Genomic DNA, 15692 nt, shown 5'->3' with positions numbered 1-15692 from the left:
AGCAAGTAGGGTAGGGGACTACCAAGCTGTTGCGTTTGAGGAGGGGTCCGATGAGCAATGTCGCAGGCGGTCCGCAGGGAACTTCACCGGGAGCACTGAGCCCGGAATCCCGCGCCGCGTCAATCGAAGTCCTGAAGGCCACTGCCCAGCCGGGCAAAGAGCTGGACATCCTGATTGTCGGAGGCGGCGTGGTGGGCGCCGGTGCGGCCCTGGATGCCGTCACCCGTGGACTGACGGTCGGGATCGTGGAGGCCCGGGACTGGTCGTCGGGCACTTCGTCCCGATCCTCAAAACTCATCCACGGTGGACTGCGGTACCTGGAGATGCTCGATTTCGGCTTAGTGCAGGAAGCCCTTCAAGAGCGGGGGCTGCTGATCCAGCGAATCGCTCCGCACTTGGTGCGGCCTGTCCCCTTCCTGTACCCGCTGACGCGCCGTATCTGGGAGCGCCCTTACGTGGGCGCGGGAATCATGCTCTATGACACGTTGGGTCTGACCTCCGGCAATAGCCGGGGCGTCCCCATGCACAAACACCTGTTCCGTCGCGGAACCCTCCGCGCGGCTCCAAGCCTCAAAGAAGATGCCTTCGTAGGTTCCATCCGTTACTACGACGCCCAGGTGGACGATGCCCGTTTGGTGGTCAACGTCGTCAGGACCGCGGCCCACTACGGAGCCCATGCCGCGAATCGCGTCCGAGTGGTGGATTTCCTCCGTGAAGGGGAACGCGTTGTCGGGGCCAAGGTAGAGAACCAAGAGGACGGAAGCGTCTTCGAAATAAGGGCGAAGCAAGTGGTCAACGCCACCGGCGTGTGGACCGATGAAACGCAGGCCATGGTCACGGACCGCGGCCAGCTCAAGGTTCGTGCATCCAAGGGAATCCACCTTGTGGTGCCACGGGACCGGTTCCAGTCCACCGTCGGGCTGATTCTCCGCACCGAAAAGTCAGTGCTCTTTGTGATCCCCTGGGGCCGGCACTGGATTATCGGCACTACGGATACGGATTGGACGCTGGACAAGGCCCACCCGGCGGCTTCCAGCAAGGACATCGACTACGTTCTGGAGCATGTCAACAAGGTTCTCAAGCGCCCGCTGACCCGCGAGGATGTGGAAGGTGTGTACGCAGGCCTCCGGCCTCTGCTGGCGGGGGACAACGACTCCACTGCCAAGTTGTCCCGCGAACATGTGGTGGCGCATCCGGTGCCGGGGCTCGTTGTGGTGGCCGGCGGGAAGTACACCACCTACCGCGTCATGGCCAAAGATGCCGTCGACGAGGCAACCAGGGCCATGGACGAACGCGTGCCATCCAGCTGTACAGAAACCATTCCGCTCCTCGGAGCAGAGGGATTCAAAGCTGCCTGGAACCGACGCAGCAGGTTAGCAGAACAGTCCGGAGTTCACGTGGCCCGGGTGGAGCATCTGCTCAACCGCTTCGGATCCATGACTCCGGAAGTCCTGGAGATCATCGCCGCCCGGCCGGAATTGGGGGAGCCCCTCCCCGGAGCCGATGACTATTTGGCCGCAGAAGTTGTTTATGCAACAACCCATGAGGGCGCACGGCACGTTGACGATGTCCTGACCCGCCGCACCCGGATCTCCATCGAGGCATGGGACCGCGGTGTGTCGGCAGCGCCCGTAGTAGCTAAGCTGATGGGAGAAATCCTTGGCTGGAGCGAGACTCAGCGCGAAAGCGAAATCAAGCACTACCTGGCGCGTGTGGAAGCTGAACGGCTTAGTCAGCAGCAACCCGATGACGAATCGGCCGATGCTGCGCGCATGGGAGTGGATGACATCGTTCCCCTTCGCTGACCAGCTCAAGGGACTGAGGCCGGCAGGCCACACGGAGGGAACATAACTTGGCTGAACCACTCGACCGGTACGACGCGGAACTGACAACCCCGGATACGGTCATCCTTGAACTTGTTGCCCGGGACAAGATCGATGCCGCAGCTCAACTGGCTCACAGGCTCTACGCAGCCGGCAGGATTTCCAACCTTGAGGGCTTCCTGGAGCAAGTGCATTCGCGGGAGCACCAGCTAGCCACCGGCCTACCGGGTGGCATCGGCCTTCCGCATGCCCGCAGCGAATTCGTGGACAGAATCTCCATAGCGGTAGGTGTGACCAAATTCGGCCATGCCCTGGACTTCGGCGCCACTGACGGTCCGGCAACCTTGGTCCTACTCATCGCCACGCCCGCCAGTTCCTTCTCCGACCACCTCGAGGTCCTGGCCACGTTGGCCCGTTCGCTGTCAAAGGAGTCGTTCCGGGAGTCTCTGCGCCGGGCGCACGATACCGAGGTCATTTCCGAACTCATCAACTCCAGCCTGGTGTTCTTCGACCACTAACGGTGATCGAAGCCGCTTCCGCCTCGTTTCGTTGTTCTACAGCCGGACGAAGTACGGTTAAGGGGTGTTGAAAACCGCGTTGAAACCCCGCTGGATCGCAGGACTGGTCTTTGCGCTTCTGTTGTCCGGGGTGTTTGTGCTGCTCAGCCAATGGCAGCTCAGCCGGTCTGCCCAACATGAGCCCCCGGCGCCGTCCAGCATTGAAGAAGTAAAACCGCTGGTGGATGTCCTCCAGCCGGGCCAGTTCTTTCCCGGTTCGGTCTCGGACCAGATGGTCACCGCCACGGGAACCTACGATCCCCAGAAGCAGGTCCTCGTTGAGGGCCGCCTTTACAACAACCAAAAAGGCTTCTGGATCGTCTCGGCCTTTGCCGTCAACGACGCCCCCGCGCTCAAGGGCGCTGGTGCCTCGCCACAAACCTGGATCCCGGTGGCCCGCGGCTGGGTGGCCGACGCCGCCCAAGCCGGCCCGCCGCCGTCGGGAACCATCACGCTGACCGGTCGCCTCATCCCGTCTGAAGCGCCGGTTCCAAACGTCGACGCCGGTCCAGGCCGGGCGTCCGCTGTCTCAGCGGCGGAGCTCATCAACACGTGGGAAGTGTCCAGTTACCAAGGCTTCATCGCAGCGACGTCTGAAGTTTCGGGCGGCGTCACGCTTCCCCTCGGAGACGACGTCAAGGCGCTCAACATCCCGCCGCAGCCCCCTGCAGAGCAGGTCAACTGGCTGAACCTCTTCTATGCAGTGGAATGGGTAGTCTTCGCCGGCTTCTCGATCTTCATCTGGTGGCGGCTGGTGAAGGACGACTACCGGCGCGACCTTGAGGAAGACGAGGACGAGGATGACGAGTTCGACGATGACGGCCACCCCGAGGCAACCACAGAACCCACCAGCCCAGAGCCAGAACAAAAGGTGCAGCAATGATTGAGCCAAAACCGGCTATCCAGCCCGAACAATCCGGACCCAAGCCAAAGAAGAGGCGCTTCGGCGGGACGGAAGCACAAATCCGTTCGGCGTTGAAGTTCTACAAAGTCATGGCGTACCTCACAGGCGCCATGCTGCTCCTGCTGTGCGCGGAATTGATCGCCCGCTACGGCTTCGGCGTCTCGCTCTTCGCTGGTGGCACGAATGCTGTTACGGGCCAGCCGTTTGGCTTTGGCTTTGCTGAATCCGAACCCAAGGGAGTCATTGGCGGCTTCAACATCTCAACCTCGGTGCTGATTGTGCACGGTTGGATGTACGTGGTCTACCTGGTTTCCAACTTCCGCCTGTGGTCGCTCATGCGCTGGCCTTTCTCCAAGATGGTCCTTTTGGCGCTCGGTGGAGTCGTCCCGTTGCTGTCCTTCATCGTGGAGAAGAAATTCCATGCTCAGGTGGAAGCGGAACTCGCAGCCAATCCGCAGGCGTTCAAGCGCTACTAGAACCTGCGGCGTCCAGATGTGAGATGCCTAACGGCGGGGCCGTTTTGGGCTTTGGACGCCTTCGTCAACGTGCGCCCGGGCAGCCCGGCAAAGTAGTCTTGTCTGGTGACTACTCCCACCGCACCCCAAACTTCCCAGAAGCCGGTGCTGGTTGTTGACTACGGTGCCCAGTACGCGCAGCTGATTGCCCGCCGCGTCCGCGAAGCGAATGTGTATTCGGAAATTGTTCCGCATACCTTCACCACCGAGCAGCTTCTGGCCAAGAACCCGGCAGCCATCATTCTCTCCGGAGGGCCCTCAAGCGTGTACGCAGAGGGCGCCCCGAGCGTTGGCGCTGACCTCTTCGAAGCCGGGGTGCCCGTTTTCGGCATCTGCTACGGCTTCCAGGCCATGGCCAACGCCCTGGGTGGCAAGGTGGCCCAGACGGGTCTCCGGGAGTACGGCGCAACCGAAGCGCTGGTTGTAGGCGATGCCCGCTCCATCCTGGATGGCGTTCCTTCTTCCCAGAACACCTGGATGAGCCACGGTGACTCCGTTCAGGAAGCCCCTGAGGGCTTCGAAGTGCTCGCCTCCACTGCCGGCGCACCGGTAGCGGCCTTCGCTAATGAAGAGAAGCGCCTCTACGGTGTCCAGTGGCACCCCGAGGTCAAGCACTCCGTCCACGGCCAGCACGTCCTGGAGAACTTCCTCTTCAAGGGAGCGGGCCTGAGCCCCAACTGGACCACCGGCAACATCCTTGAAGAGCAGGTGGATCGTATCCGCCAGCAGATCGGGGACTCCAAGGTCATTTGTGGCCTCTCCGGTGGTGTCGACTCCGCGGTAGCTGCCGCTTTGGTCCAGCGCGCTGTTGGTGACCAGCTGACCTGTGTCTTCGTGGATCACGGCCTCCTGCGTGAAGGTGAAGCCGAGCAGGTAGAGCGCGACTTCGTTGCAGCCACGGGCGTCAACCTCTACGTAGCCAACGAGCAGGAACGCTTCCAGTCGGCTCTTGCCGGCGTCAGTGATCCGGAGACCAAGCGCAAGATCATCGGCCGCGAATTTATCCGTGCCTTCGAGGAAGCGGAGAGGGCCATCATCGCCCAAGCCGCTGCCGAGGGTGAAAAGATCAAGTTCCTCGTCCAAGGCACCCTGTACCCGGACGTCGTCGAATCAGGCGGCGGCGAAGGTGCGGCAAACATCAAGAGCCACCACAACGTGGGTGGTCTTCCCGAGGATCTGCAGTTCGAGCTCGTCGAGCCCCTGCGGGCCCTGTTCAAGGACGAAGTCCGCGCCGTCGGTGCCCAGCTCGGCCTGCCTCAGGAAATCGTCGGCCGCCAGCCGTTCCCAGGCCCCGGCCTGGGAATCCGGATCGTGGGCGAAGTGACCAAGGAGCGCCTGGACCTGCTGCGCAAGGCTGACGCCATTGCCCGTGCAGAGCTCACGGCCGCAGGGTTGGACAACGACGTCTGGCAGATGCCGGTTGTCCTCCTGGCCGATGTCCGCAGCGTTGGTGTTCAGGGTGACGGCCGTACCTATGGTCACCCGATCGTGCTGCGTCCGGTGTCTTCCGAGGACGCCATGACAGCGGACTGGTCGCGGTTGCCGTATGACCTGCTTGCCCGGATCTCCAACAGGATCACCAATGAGGTGGACGGAGTTAACCGCGTGGTGCTGGACGTCACCAGCAAGCCGCCGGGAACCATCGAGTGGGAATAGCATTCTGAGTGGCCGGCCTCCTCCGGGAGGCCGGCCACTGTGCTTGAACGTGGGATCAGTTTTTATCCCACGAATGCTGCAACTGTGAAATGACGGCGAATTTCACAGCGGAACAGCGTTGCGGAGCGAGCTGTCCGAGGATACCCGCTACCCTCGAAAGTATGCCGGTATGGTCCAAGGCGTCTAAAGCTAGTACAGAAAAGAAGGCAGAAGTCGTGTCAGTAGGTCAAGGCCAGGAAGAGGGCTCCGAAGAGCTCCGCAAATGGCTGTCTGGTCTCAAACCCGTTACCGGGGCAGACACAATGCTGCGCTTCGTCAAGACGCCTGAAGGCGCCATCGATCTCAGCAACGCCCACCCCTCCGGGCTGGCGCAGTTGCTCGCAGGCCGGCGAACACGGCTGTCCACGCTCATCAGGGATCGCCAGCAGTATCTGGTGGCGGCCCGGGCGGCCCGCAACATCCGATCCAAAATCTTCGAGCTCAGCAATGACCGCGGCATCGAGGCAGGCTATCTGTCCGCCGGGACCGTGGTGTGGACCTCTGCCGTTGGCGGCAAGCCCCAACGCGTTTCCGCACCGGTGATGCTGACCTCCATCGTCCTTACCGTCAGGCCGGGCGAAGACGACTTTGAGCTTCAGCTCACCGAGCAAGCACGAATGAACCCTGCCTTGGTGCGCCATCTAAAGACTGTTCATGGCATCGTCTTTGACGTTAACGCTGTGGCACGCATGGCCTACAACACTGCCCGGCTGGATCCCCAGCCGGTCTTGGACCGTTTGTCCACGCTGATTCAGCCGATTCATGGTGCCGAGGTGGAGTTCAACCTGCTGGTCACCACGCTGGCTGACCTCTCAGGCAACCTTGATGACCCATGGATCAACATGAACAACCCCACGGTGGCGGCCCTCTCCACTGCCGCCAACGGTGGCGACATTGAGCCGGAGCCGATCAAGGCGGGCAGGTTCCCCAGCCTGGACCTGCGGGATCCGGCTGACGAGCTTCTTTTGCTCGATGCTGATACGGATCAGCAGTATGTGGTGGACGCCGTCCGCGCCGGGGATTCGCTTGTTGTCAGTACCCCGCCCGGAAGCGGGCAGACGCAAACCGCAATCAACGCCATCGGTGCGTTGGTCAGCGAAGGCAAGTCCGTGCTGGTGGTGGGAGACAGGCAATCCAGCCTTGGAGGACTTTCCGGCCACCTTGAATCGCTGGGCCTGGAGTCAATGCTCTTCCGGCCCGGAAATGGCACCACCCCCCAGCAACTCAAAGGTCAGCTGGTCAGGGCCATCATGCGTAATGAGAAGGCACTTGAGCCACAGCTTGGAAACCTCCACCAGACACTGACCGGCCACCGTCATGCACTGATGGACCACGTCGCCTCCCTGCATAACGTCCGTGAGCGTTGGGGTTGCTCGCCCTATCAGGCAATGCAGTCCCTTGCTGAGTTGACGTCCATACACCCCGCACCCTCCACGACGGTGCGCTTGAAGCGAAGCGTCCTGGACAACATCAAGGACCGTGAAGAACTCGCGGGCCGCCTGCGTCGGGCTGCCGAGCTTGGCAGCTTCAGCCGGGCCTCCACCTCCAGCCCTTGGTATGGCGCCAGACTGGTAACCCGCAAGGAGACCGAGGAAGCGCAGCAGCTTGCCCGCTTGGCCGAGGAGAAACTTCCTGTCCTTCGGGATCGCATGAAGCAGGTTTCCGATCACGCCGAGATTCGTCTGGGTGAGACTTTCACTGAGTGGGGTGCCCAGCTGGAATTGCTGATCGCCGTGCGGGAAAGCCTGGATAAGTTCACTCCGGACATCTTTGATCGACCGGTTCACGATCTCATTTCCGCCACCGCCAGCTCTGCCTGGCGCCGTGAACGCAATCTTGAGATGCCCTCAATGCAGCGTTCCCGCCTGCGCCGGGTGGCCAAGGAATATGTGCGGCCTGGCGTCCACATCGCGGATCTTCACAGCTCCCTGGTCCTGGTCCAGGAGCAGCGGGCTCTTTGGGCTGGCTACGCAACAACCCAGAGACACCCTGCGGTTCCCTCCGGTCTTGCCGATCTCGGGTCGCTCTACCGGGAACTCGATGGCGAACTGCGTCGCCTTGGTGATGCGCTCAAGCACACATCCGACGGCGGCTCCCTCCACGGGACACCGTATCTGCAGCTTATGGAACGGCTGGAGCGGCTCGTTGCGGACACGGCCACGCTGGAGACACTTCCCGAGCGGACGCTCCTCATTGAGGAAATGCGTGAGCACGGCCTCGGTGAGCTGCTGGCGGACCTTGCCGCGAGGGAAGTCCCGGCGGCGTCCGTGGCTGCCGAGCTGGATCTGGCCTGGTGGCAGTCCGCTTTGGAAGCCATGATCAGCGGTGATGATTACCTCGCCATGTCTGACGGTGATTCGTTGCGTCGACTCGAAGCGGAATACCGTCTGGCAGACCAGGCACATATTGCCAGCGGGGCAGCCCGGCTCAGGTGGCAGCTGGCCCAGAAGTGGCGCCAGGGTCTTCTTGAGCACCCACGGCAGGCGGAGTTGCTCCGTGCCTTGTTGAAGGACGGCCGGGTGACATTGCCCGCCCTGAGCGCCCAAGCACCGGATCTGGTGCCCCTGCTGGTCCCGGTTTGGTCCGTCAGTCCTTATCTGCTCACCGGTGTTCTCCCGGCAGAGCAGAAATTCGACGCCGTGGTGATCATCGATGCCGAGTCCACTTCTCTGCAGGCAGTTCTCCCGGCAATCGCGAGGGCACGGCAGGTAGTTGCCTTTGGTGATGCCAAGATTGCACACGCACGCACGTTCAGCGTCGCCGTGGAGCCGCCGGTTGCCGGGGTGGCCAGCCATGAGAACGTGGACAGCGCATTCAAGGCACTGGCCCGAGTTCTTCCCACGTGGCAACTGAACTGGGTCTACCGTGCGGTGGACGAGGACCTGATCCTCCAGTTGAGCAAGAACTACTACGACGGCGGCCTGCGTCGTTTGCCCGACGGCAATTCGGTCACCGGCCTGGATCGCTCGATCCACGTGGAGTACATACCCGACGGCACCGGGCTGCCCGGCGCGGACCACGAGGGCGTCGAATCTGTCACTGCGGAGGTCAACCGCGTGGTGGATCTTGTCTTTGAACATGCCAGGCTCCGGCCCCGTACTTCCCTGGCAGTAGTGACCGCAAGCTTGCGCCATGCTGCCAGGATTGGCGAGGCCATCAGGCTCCAACTGCCTAACCACGCCCTGTTGTCCAGTTTCTTCGGAGCAGGCGCTGAATCCTTCCGCGTGGTGGACCTTGAGCGCGCCCAGGGACTGGTGCGCGACCATGTCATCTTCTCGCTGGGCTACGGCCGCACACCGCACGGCCGTGCGCTCCACTCCTTCGGTCCGCTGTCCATCGAGGGTGGTCGGAACCGTTTTGCCTTGGCGATGACCCGGGCCCGGCGCTCCATGCATGTCCTGTCTTGCTTCCGGCCCGAGGATCTCGACCTTGACCGCCTGGCCCATGGCGCAGTGGACTTCTATGAACTGCTGGACCGTGAGCTCTCCGGAAACAGCAACCTCGGAACACCTGCCTCGCGCGCTGTAGCCAGTGAGCAGGCATTGGGTGAAGATCCGCTGGTGGCCGATCTCGGCGAACGCTTGCGCGCCCGTGGAGCCCGGGTATGGCATCTTTACGATGGCGTCCTGGACATCGCTGCGGCTGCTGACCCCGTCCACACCATCGGCCGGGAGGGTGCCGAAATCCCCACCCCTGTTGCCATTGAATCCGATGGTACTGAACGGTACCGGCGGATGAGCGTCCGTGAGCGGAGCCGGTTGCGGCCGCAACTGCTGGAGCGCATGGGATGGCGCTACATGTCGCTCTGGACCATCGAGGTCTTCACCGATCCCTCGTCCTGCGCGGACCGGATCGGCTCGTACCTGGGGCTTGAGAACCATATCGCCCAGTCGGCGTCGGCCCACCATGGTTTCCTGCACGCGGATGAGGAACAATTGAACCCGGGAAATGCCCGGTCCTTGCTGGTTGACGGTACCGGTGACCAATTTGACCGGGAGCCTCATAGCGACGTTCACGAGGCAGAGAATGCGAAAGAAGCACCACTGATGGATCAGGAAATAGGCACAGGGGACAGCGCTGGCCAGGAATCCGGCGAGTCCGCCACCGGCAATTCTGCTGAGGACGGCGCCGATGCGAAATCCACCGCAACCAAGACCGGCTCCAACGGGATTCTTCCCACCAAAGCCGCTGAGGATGATCCCCGGCGGTGGGGCGATGACTCCGGCTACGACCATGAGCAGTGGCTTAAGGAACAGAAGCCTCCTCACTGGGGCTGAGCAGCCAGGGATAGTTGTGCCACCCACTACGGGCTGACCAAAACAAAGAAAAGCTTGCCTTGCGTTGATGCGCCGGCAAGCTTTTCTGCTTGTTGGGGATCGGCCGCCACCACCACCAGGCCATCAGTGTCACCTGTGCCCAACCATTCACCAGGCTTGCCGCCCAGGGCTGACGTCCAAAGGACAGGTACGGGGCCCGCAAGGATCTGGCTTTGCCGTGCTTCGTCATAGGATCCCGCGGATGTGAGGACCACAGTTATCAGTTGGCCCGGGGAGAGTAGCTGGATGGACGAGGCATCGGCCATCCTGAGGGGGACCGCTGCCGATCCCGGAGGTGATCCCGTCAGGAGGCCAGGGCCCAGCAGGCTGGACTCCGAGGGTATCTGCCCTCTGCCGAGAGGGGATGCGAGCTGACGGCCAGCCAAGGCGCTGATGCTGTCCGAAGCGCCGCTGATAGCGAGGTCGGGTGGCACTTCAACACTGGTGAAATCAGTTTCAGTCAGGGCGGTCCCCGTTGGAAGGTCCCGGGCTGCCGCAAGGACGCCTACGCGCTTCTCCGGAGCAGGGGTAAGTTGCTGGACTGCGATGCCCGCAGCCACACACAACAGGAGTGCTACGGCCAGGCGGCGGTTACGAGCAACCCAGGAGCCGAATCTTGTCCGTTGCCCCCGTTGACCAGAGTGACCTCGTGAGCGATTCCGGCTCAACCGCGAACTGCCCCGGGCACCGGAAGGACGTGGCAGGGAGGGCGGATGGTTCAGCGGTGGCCAATTGCCGGCGGCTCCTGATGAGCGTTCGGCGCGGGCAGGAAGGGCGCTGCGTGACGTGTGTGGCATGCCGCCACGTTAGCCAGCTTCCAGGGCCGCAAATAGGGCCCTGATGTCCTATGTGGAAAACCGTTTAGCTGCTTGCAGCTGCAGTGGCCGGTGCTGCTGCAGGGGCCGGCGAAGGAGCTGCGGGGGCGGCCGAAACGGTGCTGCCCTTGGCATCGCGGGAATCAGTCCGGTAGAACCCGGAGCCCTTGAAAACGACGCCCACGCTATTGAACTTCTTCCGCAGCGCGCCCTGGCACTCGGGGCATTCCGTCAAGGAGCTGTCAGAAAAGGACTGGACGATGTCAAAGGCATGGTCACAGTCTTTGCAGGCGTATGCGTATGTGGGCACTGAGTTCCTCCTTTAGGACAAAATTCAGGTCCTGTGCGCCATCGGTGGAGAAAATCCGCCTTAGCAGTCGCAGGGCCTGAGTGCCAATTCTATCATCGCTCTACGCCAGGTGTACCAGTGGTTGTGCCGGACCTCACTCGGCAGACCAGCCCAAGTCAGCCGTGCTCGGCAGCGTCGTGGAGCTGAACTACGCCAGAAGGGGTCAGTACCTCTTGCACCGGGCGATCAAATGCCTCGGCGGGTATGGAGCCAGAAGGTAACAAATCGTCGTCGAACACCACCGCGATGGTGGGCGGCCGCCCGCTGGAAGCATCGAGGCCCTGAAGCAGCCGATCGTAGTAGCCGCCGCCTTGGCCGATCCGGTTGCCATCCCGGTCCACCGCAGTGGCGGGCATGAAGATGCCCGCGGCTCCGGCCACCACTGAGCTTTCAAGGCGTTCACCCTCTGGCTCGTCTATGGGCGCATAGGAAGACCGGACAAAGGCTGTTTCAGGTGTCCAATACACCCAGCTCAAAAGTCGTCCCGGCTCGCATACGGGCAGGAGAACCCGGTGCCCGGCCTCGTGCAGTGACGTGATCAAGGGGATGGTGGGCGGCTCGAAAGCTACGCCCAGGTACACGGCAAAGGTAGCGGAAGCGCCGGGGGAAACCCTTGCTGCCCAGGCTGTCCCGTGCTGTGCAAGCGACTCGCCTGCACGTGCCAGAAGTTCGGGAGTGAGGGTCCGCCTGTGCAGCCGCCGGCTGCTGCGAATGTCGTCCTTGGATGCCATGAATGTCCGATCGTGTGGTCTTCGCTTGCGGGGAGAGCGGCAGGGTTATCAATTGCGGAACCTAAATGTGCTACCGACGCGGCGAGGGGTTTAGCCGTTGATGTGTTCCGTCCGTTACATTAGTCCGGTGACTCTAGAAAACAACGCTGTCCGTAAGGCCGTCATTCCCGCAGCAGGCCTTGGCACCCGGTTCCTTCCCGCCACGAAGGCGATGCCGAAGGAAATGCTGCCCGTGGTGGACAAGCCTGCCATCCAGTATGTCGTCGAAGAAGCAGTCAAGGTGGGCCTGCATGACGTCCTGATGATTACAGGGCGCAGCAAGCGGGCTCTGGAAGACCACTTTGACCGTGTGCCGGCTCTTGAAGCCACCTTGGCTGAGAAGGGTGACACCGCCAAGCTCGAAGCCATTCAGTCCGCCACCAACCTCGGCGATATTCACTATGTCCGCCAAGGCGACCCGAACGGCCTCGGTCACGCTGTCCTTCGTGCAAAGCAGCACGTTGGGTATGAGCCCTTCGCCGTGCTGCTTGGCGATGACCTGATCGATGCCCGCGAGGACCTTCTGAGCGAAATGATCGCCGTTCAGCAGAAGACCGGTGGTTCCGTGGTTGCCCTCATTGAGGTGGAGCCCTCCAAGATCAGCGCTTATGGCTGCGCCGATGTTGAGGATATTGGCGAGGATGGCTACGTGCGCATCAAGCAGCTCGTTGAAAAGCCCTCTCCGGAAGAGGCGCCGTCAAACCTTGCCGTGATTGGACGTTACGTCCTGCACCCGGCCGTGTTCGACGTCCTGGAGAAGACGGCCCCCGGGCGAGGCGGAGAAATCCAGCTGACGGACGCCCTGGAGGTGCTCGCCGCCGGTGAAGGCGAAGGCTACGGGGTTTACGGCGTTGTCTTCCGCGGCCGCCGCTACGACACCGGTGACAAGCTCAGCTACCTCAAGGCGTGCATTGAGCTTGCTTGCGAACGCGAAGACCTTGGTCCTGAGCTTCGTGAGTGGCTGCCCAACTTCACAGCCACACTTCCCAAATAGCCAAATTCATGATGTACGGCTCTGCGATCTGGCCGGTAACGCTGGAAAGCGGAGACCTGCTGCTTCGGCCCATCCGTTACCGCGACAAGCGGGAGTGGTCCGAAGTTCGTTCGCGGAACAGCGAGTGGCTCGCGCCGTGGGAGGCGTCCAACCCGGCTCCGGGTGGACGCCTTCCCAGCTACCGCCAAATGGTGGGTTCCCTGAATGATCAAGCCCGTCAGTCAACAGCTTTGCCGTTTCTCATTGTTGAGCGAACCGCAGGCTTCCGCGAGCCGCGCATCGTCGGCCAACTGACGGTCTCGTCCATCGTGTGGGGATCGGCCATGATGGCTACCCTCGGCTATTGGGTAGATAAGGACCGCGCCGGGCGTGGCATTGCTCCAACAGCGGTTGCGATGGCAACCGACCACTGCTTCAGCGTTCTGGGTCTGCACCGCATGGAAATCAACATCCGACCCGAGAACTCGCCGAGTTTGAGGGTTGTGGAGAAGCTCGGATTCCGCGATGAGGGTTATCGGGAGCGCTACCTGCACATCAATGGCGAGTGGGCCGATCACCGCTCCTTCGCGTTGACGGCTGATGAAGTGCCGGAGGGACTCCTGCGCCGGTGGCTCAGGGCATAAACGGGCAGGTCATCGCCCTTTTCACCCATATCTCCAGTCATTTGCGGACTCGCCCACGACACACCGGCCGCAATGCCGCCACACCCGGCGATTTGCTTCTACGGTTTTGAATGTGGACTTCCCTCTCAGCAGCTCAGTGATACTCGTGGTCACTGTTGCGCTGTGGATGGTCTGGGTGGCACCGTACGTTCTGCGGAACAGGCGGCAACAAGTCCAAACAGCCGCTGGTCCAGCAGAGGCATTTGATGACGAACCAGACGAAACGCAGGCAGGGGTGGTACTGACTTTGGCACCTCAGCAGGAGAAACCGATGGAGACCATGCACAGCAAAGCACCGGCGTCGCCCCAGGAATCCCCAGCGGCTGAGCCTGTCCTCCGGAAGGCTCCCACAACGCCGTTCACTATCCGATATGCCCGGCTCACCCTGGCCCTGGCGGGCCTTGCCCTGCTGGTCACAGCAGCGGTTTCCGGGGTTCTAAGAATTCTTGGCATCGGTTCTGTGTGGTTGCCGCTCGTTTCGCTCATTGGCGCGGTGTTCGCCGTCGTGACCTTGCGGAAGCTCGCCCTGAGGGATCTTCGTGAACGGAGGGCTCGCCGTGCGGCGCAGGCCTCGACCATTCCGACACCGGCGCGGTACTTGCCCAAGGAACCGGTTGTCGAATCGAAGGAAACCAAGGTTTTCGACGCAGAAGCCACTAGCCGTGAAGCTGCGCGGTTGTCCGCCGTGGAACTGCGGCAGGCAGCGCTTGCTGTTGCTGTTGCCGCGGGTGACAAGTCCGTTCAGGTGGCCAATGACTCCAAGGGTGCCAGCTGGCAGCCGGTAGAGGTCCCAAAGCCCACATACGTCGCTGCTGCCAAAGCGCCGCGACCAGCCCCTGAGCCCTTGGATCTGCCTGAGGCACCGAAGCCGGTTGGCAAGCCCGTGCTGAAGCAAAACGTTGAACAGGCTGAGGCCGCAGCTGCTGTAGTGGCAACTGCGAAGGGCCACAGTGCCCTGAGCAACTTGGACGATGTTCTGCAGCGTCGCCGCGCCTAAGAATTTATGGCAACCATGTTGCCGGCGGCACCGGCCAGGTGGGTCGTGAGGTTGTCCGGCTCGCCGTGGAATCCGGACACAAGGTTTCGGTCCTAAGCCGCCACGTGCCGCTCGCTGGTTCGCCTCAGCACGACGACGGCGCCACGTACTTTGCGGGGGATGTCACCACCGGTAACGGCTTGGCGGCCGCCATGGCGGGTGCCGACGTCGTTGTTGATTGCCTTGAGGGGCAGTTTGGTAAAGCCCAAAAGCAGTTCGCAGACGGCGGCAACTACGCGCGCGGGGAAGAATTGTTCAGCTTGCCTTACCCCGAGCGATGGGTGACTTTCTTCGTGCCGGACACAACCTGACTCCGGAGCAGCCGTATGGCAAGGAGACGTTCGTGTCGTGGTTGGAAAAGCATGGGGAAAGTTTGTAGCCTAGGGACACTGGCCGGGCAGTTGAGGCTCGATCCAGGGGCTATAGCTCAGTTGGTAGAGCGCTTCGTTCGCATCGAAGAGGTCAGGAGTTCGAATCTCCTTAGCTCCACATTTTTTACGTTCCAGGGCCGTTGCCCTTGCGCTCACCCTACGGGCAGTTCAGCGTGCCCGTGAGGGGCTGACCGGCCCAGGAATTGGTGGAGTTGGGGACCTTGTAATAGCCGCGAATTTGGTACGTCCACGTTCCGGACAGGTTGCTCACGTTCTGGACTCCGGAGCTGTAGGACTTTCCAGCGGTTTTGCTCAGGTCGCCGGTGAACTGCACCACTCCGTCCGGGTCGATGATCTTCAGCTCGTGATAGTTCGCGTAGGAGACGGCGGTGAAAGTGCCGACGCTGATTTTTGCCTGGCCAAACCACAGGAAAGAATCACAGGACTTGGTGACCGCCACGGTGTTGGCAGCCGGCGCCGGGATCCGGGCAGCTGAGACGGACATGGCACCCGTCTCGGTGTCGTTGAACTTCGCATGGGCTGGAGAAATCTGGACACCCATTACCAGGAGTACGACAGCCAGAATGATGGCCGGTACCTGCCAGATGATGCCCTTGCCCTGCATGTGCGTGATCCCGTTCCCGTAGCGTGGTGTACTCCCTAAAGTGTGCCCAACCGGCCTCAGGAATGACCTCGGTGAACACTCAAGGTCTGCTCAAGAACGGAAGAAGCCACCATGTCGGTTCAATCCTCAGTACCCGCTGGCGGGTTACGCGGCGGCTTCATCCCCGGCTCCTGCGGCGGCTTTCGGGGCTGTCTTGGTGGGTTCTTTGGTCCAGATGGAGGCAAGCATTCCGATGACCAGGATGGCGGGAGCGCCATACA

14 protein-coding genes and 1 tRNA gene are annotated in these 15692 nt (G+C 61.9%); 11 read left to right on the top strand and 4 right to left on the bottom strand.

Annotated features, from left to right (window positions below; genetic code table 11):
* The first annotated feature begins 50 nt into the window (after nucleotides 1-50).
* The 6 genes from CQ020_RS00080 to CQ020_RS00055 all read left to right on the top strand — a co-directional run bounded on the left by CQ020_RS00080 (nucleotide 51) and on the right by CQ020_RS00055 (nucleotide 9771).
* On the top strand, nucleotides 51-1805 hold the full coding sequence (locus CQ020_RS00080; RefSeq protein ID WP_105690048.1) for a glycerol-3-phosphate dehydrogenase/oxidase: 1755 nt from the start codon (nucleotides 51-53) through the stop codon (nucleotides 1803-1805).
* A 47-nt stretch (nucleotides 1806-1852) separates the two neighbouring features.
* A complete protein-coding gene (locus CQ020_RS00075) occupies nucleotides 1853-2341 on the top strand; it encodes a PTS sugar transporter subunit IIA (RefSeq protein ID WP_105690047.1) in 489 nt (162 codons plus the stop codon).
* A 64-nt stretch (nucleotides 2342-2405) separates the two neighbouring features.
* Nucleotides 2406-3263 (top strand): SURF1 family protein, encoded by an 858-nt coding sequence (locus tag CQ020_RS00070; protein ID WP_105690046.1) that lies wholly within the window; start codon nucleotides 2406-2408, stop codon nucleotides 3261-3263.
* Nucleotides 3260-3760 (top strand): DUF3817 domain-containing protein, encoded by a 501-nt coding sequence (locus CQ020_RS00065; RefSeq protein WP_105690045.1) that lies wholly within the window; start codon nucleotides 3260-3262, stop codon nucleotides 3758-3760. The genes CQ020_RS00070 and CQ020_RS00065 overlap by 4 nt, the downstream gene beginning before the upstream one ends.
* A 105-nt stretch (nucleotides 3761-3865) precedes the next feature.
* Nucleotides 3866-5455 (top strand): glutamine-hydrolyzing GMP synthase, encoded by a 1590-nt coding sequence (gene guaA, locus CQ020_RS00060; RefSeq protein WP_105690044.1) that lies wholly within the window; start codon nucleotides 3866-3868, stop codon nucleotides 5453-5455.
* Between the two features lie 161 nt (nucleotides 5456-5616).
* Nucleotides 5617-9771, top strand: coding sequence for a DUF4011 domain-containing protein (locus CQ020_RS00055; RefSeq protein WP_105690043.1), 4155 nt, complete (start codon nucleotides 5617-5619; stop codon nucleotides 9769-9771).
* A 26-nt stretch (nucleotides 9772-9797) separates the two neighbouring features.
* On the opposite strand, the gene CQ020_RS00050 is transcribed toward CQ020_RS00055, so the two are convergent.
* From CQ020_RS00050 to CQ020_RS00040, 3 genes are all read right to left on the bottom strand, one after another.
* Nucleotides 9798-10370: an RcpC/CpaB family pilus assembly protein gene (locus tag CQ020_RS00050; RefSeq protein ID WP_258141613.1), complete on the bottom strand. Its 573-nt coding sequence runs from the start codon at nucleotides 10368-10370 to the stop codon at nucleotides 9798-9800.
* Nucleotides 10371-10671: 301 nt separating this feature from the next.
* The gene (locus tag CQ020_RS00045) at nucleotides 10672-10935 is read right to left on the bottom strand and encodes an FmdB family zinc ribbon protein (RefSeq protein WP_105690041.1); all 264 of its coding nucleotides are present in this window, start codon (nucleotides 10933-10935) and stop codon (nucleotides 10672-10674) included.
* Nucleotides 10936-11090: 155 nt separating this feature from the next.
* Complete coding sequence (locus CQ020_RS00040; protein ID WP_105690040.1) at nucleotides 11091-11705, bottom strand: 5-formyltetrahydrofolate cyclo-ligase; 615 nt, start codon at nucleotides 11703-11705, stop codon at nucleotides 11091-11093.
* Nucleotides 11706-11805: 100 nt separating this feature from the next.
* Here CQ020_RS00040 and galU point away from each other — a divergent pair, with 100 nt between their 5' ends.
* The 5 genes from galU (at nucleotide 11806) to CQ020_RS00015 (ending at nucleotide 14925) form a co-directional block, all read left to right on the top strand.
* Nucleotides 11806-12738, top strand: coding sequence for a UTP--glucose-1-phosphate uridylyltransferase GalU (gene galU, locus CQ020_RS00035; RefSeq protein ID WP_181151705.1), 933 nt, complete (start codon nucleotides 11806-11808; stop codon nucleotides 12736-12738).
* An 11-nt stretch (nucleotides 12739-12749) separates the two neighbouring features.
* Complete coding sequence (locus CQ020_RS00030) at nucleotides 12750-13361, top strand: GNAT family N-acetyltransferase (protein ID WP_105690379.1); 612 nt, start codon at nucleotides 12750-12752, stop codon at nucleotides 13359-13361.
* Nucleotides 13362-13506: 145 nt separating this feature from the next.
* On the top strand, nucleotides 13507-14397 hold the full coding sequence (locus CQ020_RS00025; RefSeq protein ID WP_105690378.1) for a hypothetical protein: 891 nt from the start codon (nucleotides 13507-13509) through the stop codon (nucleotides 14395-14397).
* 65 nt (nucleotides 14398-14462) lie between these two features.
* Nucleotides 14463-14747 (top strand): SDR family oxidoreductase, encoded by a 285-nt coding sequence (locus CQ020_RS00020; RefSeq protein WP_258141612.1) that lies wholly within the window; start codon nucleotides 14463-14465, stop codon nucleotides 14745-14747.
* Between the two features lie 105 nt (nucleotides 14748-14852).
* Nucleotides 14853-14925 (top strand) — tRNA-Ala (locus CQ020_RS00015).
* A gap of 39 nt (nucleotides 14926-14964) precedes the next feature.
* On the opposite strand, the gene CQ020_RS00010 is transcribed toward CQ020_RS00015, so the two are convergent.
* Nucleotides 14965-15432, bottom strand: a complete 468-nt coding sequence (locus CQ020_RS00010; protein WP_105690039.1) for a hypothetical protein — start codon at nucleotides 15430-15432, stop codon at nucleotides 14965-14967.
* Nucleotides 15433-15692 lie beyond the last annotated feature (260 nt).

The sequence above is a fragment of the Arthrobacter sp. MYb23 genome (genome assembly GCF_002979775.1).
Taxonomy (GTDB): Bacteria; Actinomycetota; Actinomycetes; order Actinomycetales; family Micrococcaceae; genus Arthrobacter.
This window is presented reverse-complemented; position numbering and strand designations above follow the sequence as displayed.

Coding starts and splice junctions, on each gene's coding strand:
- CQ020_RS00030 (WP_105690379.1), top strand. CDS start 12,750: ATGTACGGCTCTGCGATCTGGCCGGTAACGCTGGAAAGCGGAGACCTG.
- CQ020_RS00080 (WP_105690048.1), top strand. CDS start 51: ATGAGCAATGTCGCAGGCGGTCCGCAGGGAACTTCACCGGGAGCACTG.
- CQ020_RS00010 (WP_105690039.1), bottom strand. CDS start 15,432: ATGCAGGGCAAGGGCATCATCTGGCAGGTACCGGCCATCATTCTGGCT.
- CQ020_RS00055 (WP_105690043.1), top strand. CDS start 5,617: ATGCCGGTATGGTCCAAGGCGTCTAAAGCTAGTACAGAAAAGAAGGCA.
- CQ020_RS00040 (WP_105690040.1), bottom strand. CDS start 11,705: ATGGCATCCAAGGACGACATTCGCAGCAGCCGGCGGCTGCACAGGCGG.
- galU (WP_181151705.1), top strand. CDS start 11,806: ATGTGTTCCGTCCGTTACATTAGTCCGGTGACTCTAGAAAACAACGCT.
- CQ020_RS00065 (WP_105690045.1), top strand. CDS start 3,260: ATGATTGAGCCAAAACCGGCTATCCAGCCCGAACAATCCGGACCCAAG.